Origin of the sequence: Microcystis ichthyoblabe FBCC-A1114, from assembly GCF_050500245.1 — a bacterium.
GTDB lineage: Bacteria > Cyanobacteriota > Cyanobacteriia > Cyanobacteriales > Microcystaceae > Microcystis > Microcystis ichthyoblabe_A.
Genome location: NZ_CP191408.1, coordinates 780,419 through 795,329, shown reverse-complemented (window position 1 = coordinate 795,329; position 14,911 = coordinate 780,419). Strand labels below are relative to the sequence as shown.

The following is a 14,911-nucleotide window of genomic DNA, read 5'->3' as shown; positions in this document are numbered from 1 at the left end:
ATTTTCTCTTGCTAACTAACGCTTGACATGATATTATATAGATAATGGAAAATCCGTGCGCCTGCAACCCCCCTCTGGTCAAGTCAAATAAAGCCCAAAAAAATTAACCCCAAAAAGTAGTGGATAAACTGGAAACTGATACTCGTTAAGACTGCACCGGAGTGCCGGAGTTGGGAGAGGAAGCCTGAGCATTTGTACTAGAACTCCCAATAGGCAGTATAAATTCAGGAGAGCTTAACTAGAGCTTGCTGAATAAATCTAAAAACCTTGTTGGGTAAGACTTTTAGACTTTTTGGGAAATCAAAAAGTACCGGACATGGGAGTGATCGGGGGGAAAATTCAGGGACTTTTTCCCTGAAAATTAGGTAATTGACCCCCTCAAAATCGGTAAAACCCTACACCCCACACCCTGTCCCCACAAAAAACTTTTTGCCGCAAACCCTAACCAAAAACCGAGCGCCGATCACTAAAAAATGACTTTTGCCTCCGTTATTCGCAACATTGAAAAATCGCCATTAACTGCCGAACTTATCCAAAAACTGGAGAAAAACGGCAATTTAACCCTAACCGGCCTTGCCCGCTTACCGAAAGGATTAATCAGCACAGCTTTCGCCCGTTGTCAAGGAAAAAATCTTTTAATTATTTGTGCCAATCTGGAGGAAGCGGCACGTTGGGCGGCACAATTAGAAGCGATGACGTGGAAAGGTGTTTTCTTTTATCCCACCTCGGAAGCTTGCCCCTACGAGAGATTTAATCGGGAATCCGAGATGATTTGGGGACAGATGCAGGTATTATCGGCAATCAGTCATCAAGAGGCCGGAATTGCGATCGTTACCACCGAAAAGGCCCTGCAGCCCCATTTACCCCCTAGAGAGGTTTTCGAGCAGTATAGCGATAATTTTGCGGTAGGAAGGGTTATAGAAGCCAAAAACCTCGATCTAACCCTAGCTAGATTAGGATATGAACGGGTTTCACTGGTAGAAACCGAAGGACAATGGAGTCGTCGCGGCGATATCGTTGATATTTTCCCGGTTTCGGCCGAATTACCGGTCAGGTTAGAATTTTTCGGCGATGAATTGGAAAAATTGCGAGAATTTGACCCTGCCACCCAAAGATCCCTCGATTCTATCCCCAATCTGCTTCTTACTCCCACTAGCTTCGCGGCGATCATTGCCCCTTCTCTTCCCCCCACAGTGGCCGATTATTTGGAGGCTGAAGAGCGAGAAAAATTGGCTAATGGCATTTATCCAGAGGGAATTGAGCGATTTTTAGGCTTGTCCTTCCGTCAACCTGCCTCTTTATTGGATTATCTCCCCGAAAATACTCTTATTGCCTTTGATGAACTGGAAAGCTGTCAAGCTAGAAGCGATCGCTGGATAGAATATATTGGGGAACGCTGGCAAGAGATAGAACCAGCTTTACCGCAAATTCACCGTTCTTTTGGCGAATCTCTGCAAATATCGGTTAAATTTCCCCATCTCTACCTCTCAGAAATAGACGATCACCTCTCCGAAAATAGCCTTAATCTCTCCAGTCGTCCGATTCCCACCAATCCGGGGCAATTCGCCAAACTAGCGGAAATTTTACGGGGAAAAAGAGAGATTTATAGCGGTATTAAAGTAAATAAGTACGCTACATGGTTAATATCTGCCCAACCCTCCCGTACAGTCTCGTTATTACAGGAACACGACTGTCCGGCCCAATTTATCCCCAATCCCCTTGATTTTGGGGCGATCGAGCGGTTAATAATTCAAAACACCGCTACAGCCCTAAAATACTCAGGATTAGCTGAATTAGAAGGTTTTATCCTCCCCACCTATCGCATAGTCGTCGTTACTGATCGAGAGTTCTTCGGGCAACATCTTTTAAATACTGCCGGTTACGTCCGCAAACGTCGGCAAGCAGCCTCGGTACAGGTGGATGTGAATAAACTCCGTCCCCTCGATTTTGTAGTACATAAACACCATGGCATCGGACAGTTTATCAAACTAGAAAAGCAGGAAAGCACAATTAGCGGAGTAGTGCAAGGTCGAGATTATCTAGTTATTAAGTATGCTGATGGATTATTGCGGGTTCCTGCCGATTCTCTTGATAATCTCTCCCGTTATCGTCATACAGGTAATCAAGAGCCTGAATTACATAAAATCTCTGGCAAAGCGTGGGAAGCGACGAAAGCTCGCGTCAGGAAGTCGGTTAAGAAGTTAGCGGTTGATTTAATCAATATTTACGCCCAACGCGCCCAAAAATCGGGTTTTGCCTATCCGATGGATAATCCCTGGCAGCGGGAGTTAGAGGATTCTTTTCCCTACCAACCCACTGCTGATCAACTGAAAGCGATACAGGATGTGAAACGGGATTTAGAAAGCGATCGCCCGATGGATCGCTTAGTCTGTGGGGATGTGGGTTTTGGTAAGACAGAAGTGGCGATTCGTGCTATTTTTAAAGCTGTCACCACGGGTCATAAACAGGTGGCTTTATTAGCACCAACAACGATTTTAACCCAACAACATTATCACACCCTGAAAGAACGTTTTGCTCCCTATCCTATTAATGTGGGTTTATTAAATCGTTTTCGCACCAATTCCGAGAAAAAAGATATCGTCCAGCGCTTGAAAACGGGGGAATTGGATATAGTGGTGGGGACGCAGTTGTTATTAAGTAAAGCGGTGGAGTTTAAAGATTTAGGATTATTGGTGATCGATGAAGAACAGCGTTTTGGTGTCAATCAAAAGGAAAAAATTAAGGCTTTTAAAAGTAATATTGATGTGTTAACCTTGACGGCAACACCGATTCCCCGGACTCTTTATATGTCCCTTTCTGGGGTGCGAGAAATGAGTTTAATTACCACACCTCCCCCCTCTCGTCGTCCCATCCAAACCCACCTTTCTAGTTATAATTCTGATGTGATTAGAACGGCAATTCGCAATGAATTGGATCGGGGGGGACAGATTTTTTATGTAGTACCCAGAATCGAGGGAATTGAAGAAAAAGCGGCAGCAATTCAAGGGATGATTCCGGGTGCTAGAATTTCCATTGGTCACGGTCGTATGGATGAGTCCGAATTAGAGACCACCATGTTAGCATTTAATAATGGGGAAGCGGATATCTTAGTCTGTACGACTATTGTGGAGTCGGGGTTAGATATTCCCAGAGTTAACACGATTATCATTGAAGATGCCCAAAAATTCGGTTTAGCGCAACTCTATCAACTGCGGGGACGGGTGGGGCGATCGGGAGTACAAGCGCACGCTTGGTTACTTTATCCAGCTAAGGGAGAACTAACAGAAACCGCTCGGGAAAGATTAAAGGCAATTCAAGAATTTACCCAGTTAGGATCGGGGTATCAATTAGCGACTAGGGATCTGGAAATTCGCGGCGCTGGTAACTTATTGGGTGCGGAACAATCGGGACAAATGGAAGCGATTGGTTTTGATCTATATATGGAAATGTTACAGGAAGCTTTGCGGGAAATTCAAGGTCAAGAAATTCCTCAAGTGGAGGATACCCAAATCGATCTGAAATTGACGGCATTTATTCCTAATGATTATATATCCGATCCAGAACAGAAAATGGATGTCTATCGGGCGATCGCTACTGCTAATTCTCAGAAAACTTTAGGACAAATTGCTGCGGATTTAGTGGATAGATACGGGGCAATTCCTTCCCCAGTGGCACAATTATTTAAGGTAATCGAGTTAAAACATCTGGCTAAATCCCTCGGTTTTTCGCGCATTAAACCCGATGGAAAACAGCATATTATCCTAGAAACTCCCATGGAGGAACCAGCGTGGAAATTATTACAAGAACACCTACCCCAACATATACAATCACGCTTTGTTTATAGTCCCAAACAGGTGACAGTCAGGGGTTTAGGAGCGGTAAAACCACCACAGCAGTTAGATAGTTTATTGGAGTGGTTAGCTAAGTGTAAAGATGGTTTACCGAGGGGGAATTAGACTAAATCCTGTTTAAAAAGTATAGGAGAGTGGGTGATGGGGAAAAGATAATCAATAAGAGTAATCTCCTGACTCCTATACTCTAACTGCTATAAAAAGCACCTCATATCTAGGAGGTGCTTTGGGGACGGAGAGAGAGGGATTCGAACCCTCGTTAAAGTTACCCCTAAACAGCATTTCCAGTGCTGCGCCTTCAACCGCTCGGCCATCTCTCCAATTTAGGTCACGATCATCCATCCTACAGCAAATGCTGCCGATCTGTCAAATTATTTTTCTTTTTCCGACGATGACCGATCAGGTTAGGGACTTGCGCTTTGATAATGTACCTTTTGGGCGAACGCAGTTCGCCCCTACATTGTGGACAAAATCCGTTACTGTAGGGGCGCAAAGCTTGCGCCCTCCGATCAATTGGGATATTATTCCCACGCAAGTCCCTAAGCATACCCTAGATATTGATTTAAGATTGCGGCTGTAGCTAGACCAGTTTTTTGCCAACTAAACTCATCGGCCCGTTTTTTGCCTAGATGACTTAATTTTGACTGTAATTGTCGATCTTGAGCGATAATTTTTAGGGCATCGGCTATGGACTCGACTCGATAGGGATCGATTAAAATTGCCGCTGTTGCCGTGACTTCGGGCAAAGATGACAAATTTGAGGTAATGACGGGTGTACCGCAGGCCATAGCCTCTAAAACGGGCAATCCAAAGCCTTCCCAGAGACTGGGGAAGACTAAAGCAGTGGCTTGACTGATAACTTTGGGTAGGTGATCGTAGGGGATATAGTCGAGAAATTTAATGCGATCGCTGACTGCTAATTCCCGCGCTTGTTGTTGTAAATTCGGGGTATAACGGCGATCGAAGCTGCCGGCAATCCAAAGATGATAATCGCTTAAATCTGGGGGCAGTTGGGCAAAAGCGGCGATTAAACGCGGTAAATTTTTATAGGGATTGGGACGACCCAGATAGAGAAAATAGGGATGTTCTGGCTTATTATCTTCCATAGGACGAAAGTGATGATGATCATAGGCTAGGGGAATTGAAGTAATTTTATCGGCGGGAATTTGATAATATTCAGTGATATCTTTGGCCGTTGCCTGAGAGTTACAGATAATATGTTTTGCCTGTTGTAATACCTGCGGCACATAATAACGGAAATATTGGGTTAAGGGGGAAGTAAAACTGGGAAACCGTAGGGGAATTAAATCGTGGACCATGACGACAAAGCGACAGGGAGAATTTATCGGCGCTTCTGGGAGGGGAGAAAAGAGTAAATTGGCCTTTAATTGTCGGTAAATTGACGGTAACTGCCACTGAGTCCAGAGTAAGCGTTTTAAATGACCTTTCGCTCCTCGATCAGGGCCGAGACCTTTGGGGATAGAATAACAGTTAAAGTCGGGATAACTATTAGCTGTTAGTAGGGTTGGTTCTAAATTTTTCAGGTAGGGTAAGAGGTTAAGAATGTAGGTACTGATTCCCGTGGGTTGGGGAAAAAGTACCGAGAGATTAATTAATAGGTTATGCTTTGTATTCACTAATTACCCTGTTGATATTTGCTGAGGATTTCTGAGATATATTGGTAGCCTTCCAGTCCAATAGATTTAATCAGGGAGGAACGTTCCTGACTGAAAGTCTGCTCAAAAGCTGCGATATTTTTGCCACGAATAACCGTTAATAGACTAGCAGCTTGTCGCCATTCCACTGCACCGATTTCGTGTAGCCAATACATTCCTAGAGAACCCATATAAATTGCCTGTTGAAAATTCTTGTCTTGATAGTAAGCTTCCCCTAAATAAGTTAGTAATAAACCTTGCAGATATACATCTCCGTAGTATTTGGCAGATTCTAATCCTTGTAGGAGAATATTAATCGCATCTTGGGTTCTTTCGAGGACAAGATATGCTAAACCTAAACTGCTACAACAAAGGGATTTACTCTGCCAATCTTGGAGACTTTCCGCTAACTTTAATCCCTGCTGTAAATACTCGATCGAAGTTTGATAAATTTCGGGATCATATCTCTCTAACTGTTGCGCTTCCTGTACCTGACTATAACCCAAATTAGCTAAAGCGTTAGCCTGTCCTAAACTATTACCCTGTTGACGACTTAAAATTAAGGCTCTCTGACTTAAATTAATCGCTTCTGTATAGTTTTTTTGGATAGCATTGAGACGGGATAAATGGTTTAAATTAGCTATTTCACAAGCATAATCCTGTTGTTTACGAGCAATTTCTAAAGCTTGTTGATGACATTCTCTAGCCTGTAGATAGTCGCCGCGAATGCGATTAGAATAGGCAATTAAAGTTAAAATTCTCGCCTTTTCTCCCGTACCTTCCACATAACGCAGAGGAATTGATAAATAATCTAAGGCCTCCTTGAGATAACTGCCAGAAAAGGATGCGAAAATTCCTCCGTATAAAGGAAAATAATCCCGTTGAGCAAAGGTTCTCAGAATTTGTAAAGCCATCTGAAAACAGCCGCGACTATAGAGAGAATTTTTACTAACTTGCTCGAAACTATTGGTTAACAGCGACCAAATTAAAGCAAAGGTGAGAAAGGTAGAAATAGATAATTTTGCTCCCAGTTTTTCGCTATAGATACGCTGATCAAAAAAGTTAATTAGTCCCCTTTGGATATATTGAAAAACAATGGCAGTTTCTACCCAATCGGTTAAAGTTAAATCCTGGGTGAGAGAATCAAAAGCTTGTTGATTAGCTAAACTTTCTAAGACTCGTTTTAACCAAGAGGGATTAACTTTACTTGCCCAAATTTGCCAGGGAGTCACTCGCTCATTATCATTAGTAAAACCAAGATGGCGATTTTGTTCGTAGAGCCAACTGGTGAGATCATTCGATAAATTTGACCAAGTATTTAACCCCAGATTAATCCCCGTGGCAATTTGCCATAAATCCGCTTCTCCCCGCTGGTGAGAAACTGCCTGTAAATGCTTGGCTAACTGTTGTAATTGTTCTAGGGTTAAAGCATTACTTTGATTGGGATCAATTAAATTCACTAAAGTTAGTAAACGATCCTCTCGATCGATTTTTACCAGATTATCGATCGCCGCTGCAGTGAGAGAATTTTGCTGATTGGTTTTTTGATATTTTTCCCATTCACTTTCGATCGTTTCCAGGGCCCGCAAAACCCTAGTCGCTTTAATTTTTGTTTCTAACTGTGAGCGAGTAATGATAATTTTTTCAGTTAAACAACGCTCAAAAATTTCTCCTGTGCCATTTTTTACTCCCTCGGACAAAAGGTTATAAACCTGTGATTTAGCTCTAATTTTTCCTTCTAAAGTTAGATTGACAATGCGCTCAATTAGTGCATTATAAGTTTCGTTGAAGTTATCTCTATTTTCTGTCATAAGTGTTTTTTCAGTTATCAGTAAACAGTAATCAGTGAAAAGACAGTAGTAAGCTTCTAAGCTGTACTGAATTTAAACTGCGTAGGGGAAATTTTAGTACAAATGCTCAAACTTCCTCTCCCTACTCCGGCACTCCAGTACAGTCTTAACGAGTAATTTATATAGTCAGCAGCTTATCAGTTATCAGATGTGAGTTTTCAGTTCACCGACTACTTTTTGGGGTTAATTTTTTTGGGCTTTATTTGACTTGAAAAGAGGGGGTCGCAGGCTGGCACGGATTCCCATTATATAAGAAATTATCTGTCAAGTCGTGAGGTTTTGTCAAGCTTTTTGGAAAAAAAATTAACCGATAGTCTTAACGAGTAATTTAGATAGTCAACAGCTGATTTAATGCTGCACACTTAAAACTTAAAACTTAAAACTTAAATCTGATAACTGATAACTGATAACTGATTCAAGACTGACTCCTGTTGACCAAAGTGATTACTGTCACTTCGGGGGGACAAAAAAGACGACCGGGGAAATAGGTTCCTAAGCCTCGATTCACATATAATTGATTGTCCCCGACTCGATGAAATCCCTCGGACCATTGCCAGTATCGGACTACTTTGCTAAACTCCCGATAAAGGGGAACCCATGGACGATAGGGTTCGGGTAGTGATCGCCTAAGTTCCTCTAAAATTATCGGTAGGGAACCGATACCCGGTATAGTCACTTGACCTCCGTGGGTATGACCGGATAACTGCAAATCCACGCGCCAATCCTTTAAAATCATGGCTGTATCGGGATTGTGGGAAAGGACGAGTCTGGGTATATCGGGGGAAATTTGCTCGAGGATTTGCGGTAAAAATTCCCCAGACCAATAATCGGCCAATCCGACGATGGGAAAATTTTCGCCGTAGGGTGTGACGATTTCATTCCAGAGTACCCGAATTCCCACGCTAGTTAAGGCTGATCTGACCGTTTCCCTTGCTTGCGGAAGATAACTGTCATGATTTCCTAAACAAGCATAAATACCCCCTTGACTTTTGAGAGCTTTTATGCTATCTGCTAGGGCAAAAATTGGCTGGGGACTATCGGTAATAAAGTCCCCCGTCAGGAAGATGAGATCGGGTTTTTCCTGATTAGTAATGGCGATCGCTTCTTGCAGGACAGCTTCAGGCAAATGCTCTTCATCGCAGTGCAGATCTGACCACTGCACCAACTTGATCCCTTGCAGATGTGCCGGTAGGCCAGCAATTGCGATCGTTAATCTTTCTACCTGTAAGGATTCTAACCAAAAGGGTCGCATCGGTGAGCCGTTGTCGGTGAGTAGTTACCAGTCTATCAATTATTTGCCGATGGGGTTGCTGGGGGACGCTTCCGCAAACATCCCTCTCTTGAGGATTAGCCTGGAAATTTACTGATAATTCTCTCCATAGCGGCCTCGACATTGGCACGACTATTAAAAGCCGATAGCCGGAAATAACCCTCTCCGGCAGCCCCAAAGCCAGATCCAGGAGTCCCCACCACATTACAGGTATGTAGCAGTTTATCGAAGAAATCCCAACTTGATAGACCCTGGGGCGTTTTTACCCAAACGTAGGGCGCATTTACGCCACCATGGACTTCTAAACCGGCAGCAGTTAATTTTTCTCGGATAATTGTTGCATTTTGTAAATAAAACTTGACAAGTTCTTCTACTTGTGCCTGTCCTTTTGGGGAATAAACCGCCTCGGCCCCCCGTTGGACAATGTAGGAAACGCCGTTAAATTTGGTCGATTGCCGACGATTCCACAGTTTCCAGAGTTGCACATCGCTGCCGTCGGCCGCTTTGGCCATAAGACTTTGGGGAACCACGGTTAAAGCGCAACGGGTCCCGGTAAAACCGGCATTTTTAGAAAAAGAGCGAAATTCGATCGCACATTGCCGCGCTCCCTCGATTTCATAGATGGAATGGGGTAAACTGGCATCGGTGATAAAGGCCTCGTAGGCTGCATCAAAAAAGATAATCGATCCGTTGGCCCTAGCATAATTAACCCAAGCTGTCAAGTGTTCTTTGGTAGCCGTGGCCCCGGTGGGATTGTTGGGAAAACAGAGATAGATTAAATCGACTTTTTCCGCCGGAATCTGGGCAGTAAAGTTATTTTCGGCGGTAATTGGCAGATAAATCAAGCCCTCGTATTCGCCGCGTTCGTTGACCTCTCCCGTGTGTCCGGCCATAACGTTAGTATCGACGTAAACGGGATATACTGGGTCGGTCACGGCGATCGAGTTATTATCCCCAAAAATATCGAGAATATTGCCCGTATCGCACTTAGAACCGTCGGAAATAAAGATTTCATCGGCATTTATCTCACAACCGCGAGCCTGAAAATCATGGACGGCGATTTTCTCCCTTAACCAAGCATAACCCTGTTCGGGCCCGTAACCCTTAAAGCTAGAGCGATCGCCCATTTCCTCCACTGCTTTGATCATGGCCTCGCGACAAGCTAGGGGCAAAGGTTCGGTGACATCCCCAATCCCCAGACGGATAATATTAGCATCGGGATTGGCTGCCGCAAAAGCTTGGACTCGTCGGGCAATTTCCGGGAAAAGATAACCCGCTTTTAGTTTTAAGTAATTACTGTTAATGGTTGCCATAATTATTATTCTCGTTTCAGTCGCAACCTTTAATTCTATAATAGTCGGTCATCGGCCGTTAGTTTCGATCGCCCTCCTTGATGGACTAGGATTGGGTGTGGCCTGTTGTCTTTCGATATACAATCAGAGAAAAACCTCTTAATAACTGACATTAGTATGGGTGAATCAAAACGTCGTCAATCGGCCCTGGGTGATAAGTATGGACAGGAAGAAAATATCCTGCCTTGGCTACCAATTACCAAAAGTCAAGCAGCCCAAGCTTACAAGTTAACCACTAGGGGTGCCTGGATTGGTATAGGAGTTTTAGCCGGGGTTTGGGTGGTTATTCGCTTTGTCGGGCCAGCTTTCGGTTGGTGGAATGTCCAATAACTGGTTAGGGACTTGCGCTTTGATGGTGGTAGCTTTTTCTTTTTTTAGCCAATACAGCGCTTCTGTTCCCCCCTGAAAGGTTACGGTTAATTAGGGTTTGCTGAATAAATCTAAAAACCTTGTTGGATAACGCTTTTAGACTTTTTTTCCCTCAAAAAGTGCCGACCTTTGGAGTGATTGGGGGGAAAATTCAGGTACTTTTTTCCTGAAAATTAGGTAATTGACCACGGCTCGACTGAGCTTCGCCGAACGCCCTGAAAATAGGTAAAACCCCACACCCCACACCCCACACCCTACCCCCACGAAAAACTTTTTCAGCAAGCCCTAATTAATTGGGCTGAAAGATTACCTGTGATGATAACATGGGCTTTACTTGTCCCAGCCATTGCCAAGATTTGCCCTCGCATATATTCTGGTTTAATGGGGCTAATTTTCTCTATTTCTAGATAGTCTTTGGGAGTAAAATAAGCGTGACTTTTACTGGCTGTCATGGGGTTTATCTTGCTTGTTGACCGATCAAATAAAAATAAAGCGTAATTATAACGTCAAAAAAACATATTAGCATCAGTTCAGTATCAGCCAAAAACTCAATTATACTACAGTCAAAAAACCTAATTATTTCGTGTAAGTTATAGTAAAATATACTTGTGCATAAATAAAGTTATCTGTCTCTTGTCAGTTGAGGAAATTTCTACAAAATTATGTCGTTTTAGCCAAGAAGAAATCAAAGTTTTTTCCCAGTTTAATAAAAGAGAGATAAATATACTAGCCATCTAAAGTATCCTCATCTTTATCGCTTAGTTCAGTTTCTTGAAAACCATCAACATTTTCTTCTAACGTATCACCAAAATTCAAAAAACTCAAAAGAGGAGCAGAACTAATTTTCTGAGAAAGATAATCATATAAAGATTCTTCATCAATATCAAGAATCTCTGCTCTGTAATCCAATCTTGATTCTAAACTTCTAGCCAGTTCTTGTGGCCAGAATTGCATACTCATTTGTATAATTTCACTTCCAGCCCTCTTAGCAGCTTCCACTGTCTTTTTTGACTTAGCAGGCAGTCGATCAATAATAATAAAAGTCCGAGATGTAGTTTCTCCATATAGCTCAACATTAGCAAAGCGAGATAGTTTATCTTTTGTGATCTCTGAATTTCCTCTACCAATGAAACCTATATCGAAGCGAGCTAGTTTACCAGCCCGTAATCTTAAAGTTCCATCACATTCACGAAGATTGGAATTGTCAGATAGCCAAAATACTCTTTCAATAATTGGACTTGATGGATTCTCAATATACTGAAAACCAAGAATATGTAAAACCGAGCCGAGTACGAGTCTCTCAAAAAGCTTCCCATATGTGGATTTATCAGAACCTCTGATAGTGAGAGTTGCACAGCCAATAGCAGTTGTTAGCCTTATTATATCTCGCCATTCTAGATTCCTGTAAACCTTCCCACTTTCATCCTCAATCAGTCCTAAAAACATAGGAATTGATCCAAAATCCTCTTCACATTTTTGCGATGCTTCTTCCAATGCAGCTTCAAAATCTTGAATATATTTTTCTTGTGCCGCTGGATTATCTCGCAATACATTTTGAACACCTTTGCCTGTCAAACCAATTAACCAATTAGCAGGCCAGATCAATTCTTTATCAGAACGACGGGAAGATTTAAGTTGAGATAATGCCATATCAGACAGTTGGTCAGTAAAATTCTCCACCCCTTGCCAACCTTTTACGAATAAGGCAACCATTGCACCAGAGGCGATCGCCACTCGTCTACTTGTTAACTGCTCAGTTTGAGTGCGTATGTTCTCCCCACATAGAATATCTAGGGTTAGCTGTCTTACAGTTTCCACACCCAATTTTTCAATAAAATCCCTACCGCTACCACTTAGGATTAATTTGCCCTTTTCAGGAAATAGATCATCTATTGTTGTCATCGATAGCCTCCCATTGAATCTCAATTTGTTCTGGTGGTAGTTTAGACGGCTTGCAGTTTAGCCATAGAATAGATGAAAACTTAATATTTTTCCATCTAGGAATTGTTTGTTGTATCAGTTCAATATAATTAAAATTACTCTCGAATAAAACAAAACGTCTATCTAAAGAAGCGGCCGCTAGTCCCACGGTTCCTGAACCAGCAAAGGGATCTAAAACCACATCACCTTTAAAAGAGTAATAATTAATCACTTTTTCTGCCAATTCTACGGGAAAAGCGGCGGGATGTTTTGAGTTAGTGACTGGGTTAATCTTCCAAACATTAGTGCGTTCATAACCATCGGCAATTTTTGAGGCTTTTACTACTTCTTGATCGGGATGATTGCGAATATGCCAATCGATTAGTAAATCTGTGTGTTTACGATAGACTAAAACGTATTCAGTCACCGGCACGGTTTTGTATTGGAGAGGGTTTCGATCGGCGGCAAATCTGCGCCCTCTACCAGTTGCCCACCCTGCTCCCTCTGGTTTTAGCCAAATAATATCATCAATAAAATCGTAACCTTCTTCAATAAAAATTCGATGCAAATCAAAGGGAACAGCAATACGTTTAGAAGCTTGATTACGCGAAGCACGACGCAATAGCACGGGAGAAATATTAATGACAAAAAAACGTCCTTCACTCAAAACTCGATGACATTTTCTGATCACCTGTCGCAGCTTCAATAGATAGCTTTCGTATTCTTCAAATTCCGAATATTCTGGACGAGCATTAAAATAGGGTGGTGAGGTAAAGATTAAATCAACACTTTCTGCGGGCATTTCCTCCAAAAGTTCGCTACAATCACCAAATCCGATGGTATTTCTCAGAGAGGAAAGCTTATATTCTTTTTTGGTTTTCTTGCGGGTTTCTAATTTAGATTCATCCTGTTTTAACAGACGAGCGATAATAATTTCAGTCCGGGTTGTCCTATCGGCTAAAATTTCGGTGGTGTAGGCATCGATCACCACTTCCCCAACGGTTTTTTTCTGTTCATTACATAAAGGAACTCGCCAAATATGATATCTGTCATCCACTTCTGGTAAACCTAATTTAATCGCATTAACTAAATTTATTTCTCGCAACCAATTAAGGACAATTTCTTTAGCTTCTGCCACCGTGCGAAGCAGATAACCGCGCTTGTCCGATACCAGTTCTTTTTCCATGTCATTACTCTAGTTCTCTCTAGAATTCTAGCTGATCATTATCCAAAAAACTAGGAGAGTCTCAAGATAGAAATTGGCCACCCTTTAAAAATTCCACATTTCTAAGACTTTTCCCGTAATTGTTTGATTTAACCAGAAAGTATTATGACTGAGGGAGTGAAGATTATTTGCCGTTACTTTCCAGCTTGCTTGGGGATGAAAAAGAATTGCTTCCGCGGGATTACCCGGGTTGAGAGATGCCGGTTTTTGTTGTAAACAATGACAGGGATTGAGACTAAGCGCTTGCCATAATTGTAAAGCTGATAATTGCCCGGTTATTACTAATTTTTCCCAGAGTAGCGGTAAAGCTAATTCTAACCCGATCGCGCCGGGGGGTGCTTCTGCAAAAGAGACGGTTTTTTCTTCGTAGGTATAGGGACGATGATCGATCGCGATTGCGTCGATAATTCCCTCTTTAATTGCCGCAATTAACGCCTTGCGATCGCTTTCGTTGCCCAAGGGTGGAGCGAGGTGTAAACTGGGATGGTAGCTGGCGATCAATCCTGTATTTAAGAGGAGATGCAACCACGTCACACTAGCGGTTATCGGCAATCCCCGCATTTTTGCCTCGCGAATTAATTCCACTCCTCGACGGGTAGAAATTCGCATGATGTGAACAGGTGTATTAATTTCGCCGACGATTTCTAAAATTGTGGCTAAAGCAGTGGTTTCAGAAATAGCAGGATCTCCGGGTAAACCGAAGCGAATCGAGGTTTCTCCCTCGCGCATGACTCCATTACCCTTTAATTGCTGATTTACGGGGGAAAGGGCGATATTTTGACCGAAGGGTTTTAGGTATTCCAATAAGTGCCGCAACAGTCCCAAATCTTCTAGACTGCGATTATCGGTAAAACCCACCGCTACAGGCATTAAATCGGCTAATTCGGTCATTTTTTGCCCTTGTCTTCCTAGGGTGAGACTTGCCCAAAAATGCAGACGAGTCGATTTTGAGTCAAAAAACCCTTGACTTTTTTCCTGTAATGTGCTAATAAGTGCGGGGTGATCGAGAGGGGGGAGAGTATTGGGGAGAATTGCCACCCGGGTGCAGCCTCCGGCCGTGGCCGCTTTGAGCAAAGATGCGAGGGTTTCTCTGTCCTCGTGGCCGGGTTCCCCGGAATGACTGTAGAGATCGACTAATCCGGGAGCAAAAATACAGTTTTGACCAGAAATATAGTTACTATTTTCTCTTGGGGGAAGCTGGGATTCGATCGCTTTAATTACCCCCTCCTCAATCCAGACATCGGCAATGCGATCGGTTTGTGTCAGGGGGTCAAGGACTCTAACCTGTTCTATAATTGTCGAGGATTGGCTATTCACGCAGACTAATTAAAACGTCATTTTTTCCTTTGGCAGTATATCACGTTAAGTAAAAAGTAAAAAGCAAAAAAGCTGAGTTGTCGGTTAGGTTGGGGGACGATA

The 14,911-nt window shown here is 42.7% G+C and carries 10 protein-coding genes and 1 tRNA gene; 2 read left to right on the top strand and 9 right to left on the bottom strand.

The window, feature by feature from the left end:
• Positions 1-473 precede the first annotated feature (473 nt).
• Complete coding sequence (mfd, locus tag ACQY1Y_RS03720; protein WP_430014008.1) at positions 474-3,956, top strand: transcription-repair coupling factor; 3,483 nt, start codon at positions 474-476, stop codon at positions 3,954-3,956.
• Positions 3,957-4,084: 128 nt separating this feature from the next.
• Here mfd and ACQY1Y_RS03715 read toward each other — a convergent pair.
• From ACQY1Y_RS03715 to ACQY1Y_RS03695, 5 genes are all read right to left on the bottom strand, one after another.
• A tRNA-Ser gene (locus ACQY1Y_RS03715) sits at positions 4,085-4,171 on the bottom strand.
• Between the two features lie 219 nt (positions 4,172-4,390).
• Positions 4,391-5,488 carry a glycosyltransferase family 4 protein gene (locus tag ACQY1Y_RS03710; protein WP_430014007.1) on the bottom strand — a complete coding sequence of 366 codons (1,098 nt, stop codon included), beginning with the start codon at positions 5,486-5,488 and terminating at the stop codon, positions 4,391-4,393.
• Positions 5,488-7,317 carry a tetratricopeptide repeat protein gene (locus ACQY1Y_RS03705; protein WP_430014006.1) on the bottom strand — a complete coding sequence of 610 codons (1,830 nt, stop codon included), beginning with the start codon at positions 7,315-7,317 and terminating at the stop codon, positions 5,488-5,490. Before ACQY1Y_RS03705 ends, ACQY1Y_RS03710 begins: the two co-directional genes overlap by 1 nt.
• A 454-nt stretch (positions 7,318-7,771) precedes the next feature.
• Complete coding sequence (locus tag ACQY1Y_RS03700) at positions 7,772-8,608, bottom strand: metallophosphoesterase (protein ID WP_016514901.1); 837 nt, start codon at positions 8,606-8,608, stop codon at positions 7,772-7,774.
• Positions 8,609-8,703: 95 nt separating this feature from the next.
• Positions 8,704-9,939 (bottom strand): LL-diaminopimelate aminotransferase, encoded by a 1,236-nt coding sequence (locus tag ACQY1Y_RS03695; RefSeq protein ID WP_430014005.1) that lies wholly within the window; start codon positions 9,937-9,939, stop codon positions 8,704-8,706.
• A 156-nt stretch (positions 9,940-10,095) separates the two neighbouring features.
• On the opposite strand from ACQY1Y_RS03695, the gene ACQY1Y_RS03690 reads away from it, so the two are divergent.
• Positions 10,096-10,308: a DUF2839 domain-containing protein gene (locus ACQY1Y_RS03690; RefSeq protein WP_002737353.1), complete on the top strand. Its 213-nt coding sequence runs from the start codon at positions 10,096-10,098 to the stop codon at positions 10,306-10,308.
• A gap of 314 nt (positions 10,309-10,622) precedes the next feature.
• On the opposite strand, the gene ACQY1Y_RS03685 is transcribed toward ACQY1Y_RS03690, so the two are convergent.
• The 4 genes from ACQY1Y_RS03685 to ACQY1Y_RS03670 form a co-directional block, all read right to left on the bottom strand.
• Entirely contained in the window at positions 10,623-10,799 is a 177-nt protein-coding gene (locus ACQY1Y_RS03685; protein ID WP_002735115.1) for a hypothetical protein, read from the bottom strand.
• 274 nt (positions 10,800-11,073) lie between these two features.
• Complete coding sequence (locus tag ACQY1Y_RS03680; RefSeq protein WP_069474026.1) at positions 11,074-12,249, bottom strand: CfrBI family restriction endonuclease; 1,176 nt, start codon at positions 12,247-12,249, stop codon at positions 11,074-11,076.
• A complete protein-coding gene (locus ACQY1Y_RS03675; protein ID WP_430014004.1) occupies positions 12,233-13,453 on the bottom strand; it encodes a DNA-methyltransferase in 1,221 nt (406 codons plus the stop codon). Before ACQY1Y_RS03675 ends, ACQY1Y_RS03680 begins: the two co-directional genes overlap by 17 nt.
• 84 nt (positions 13,454-13,537) lie before the next feature.
• Complete coding sequence (locus ACQY1Y_RS03670; protein ID WP_430014003.1) at positions 13,538-14,809, bottom strand: dihydroorotase; 1,272 nt, start codon at positions 14,807-14,809, stop codon at positions 13,538-13,540.
• Between the last annotated feature and the right edge of the window lie 102 nt (positions 14,810-14,911).

Bases quoted from the DNA above. Each gene is read 5' to 3' on its own strand.
- mfd (WP_430014008.1), top strand. From the start codon at position 474: ATGACTTTTGCCTCCGTTATTCGCAACATTGAAAAATCGCCATTAACT.
- ACQY1Y_RS03705 (WP_430014006.1), bottom strand. From the start codon at position 7,317: ATGACAGAAAATAGAGATAACTTCAACGAAACTTATAATGCACTAATT.
- ACQY1Y_RS03700 (WP_016514901.1), bottom strand. From the start codon at position 8,608: ATGCGACCCTTTTGGTTAGAATCCTTACAGGTAGAAAGATTAACGATC.
- ACQY1Y_RS03695 (WP_430014005.1), bottom strand. From the start codon at position 9,939: ATGGCAACCATTAACAGTAATTACTTAAAACTAAAAGCGGGTTATCTT.
- ACQY1Y_RS03690 (WP_002737353.1), top strand. From the start codon at position 10,096: ATGGGTGAATCAAAACGTCGTCAATCGGCCCTGGGTGATAAGTATGGA.
- ACQY1Y_RS03685 (WP_002735115.1), bottom strand. From the start codon at position 10,799: ATGACAGCCAGTAAAAGTCACGCTTATTTTACTCCCAAAGACTATCTA.
- ACQY1Y_RS03680 (WP_069474026.1), bottom strand. From the start codon at position 12,249: ATGACAACAATAGATGATCTATTTCCTGAAAAGGGCAAATTAATCCTA.
- ACQY1Y_RS03675 (WP_430014004.1), bottom strand. From the start codon at position 13,453: ATGGAAAAAGAACTGGTATCGGACAAGCGCGGTTATCTGCTTCGCACG.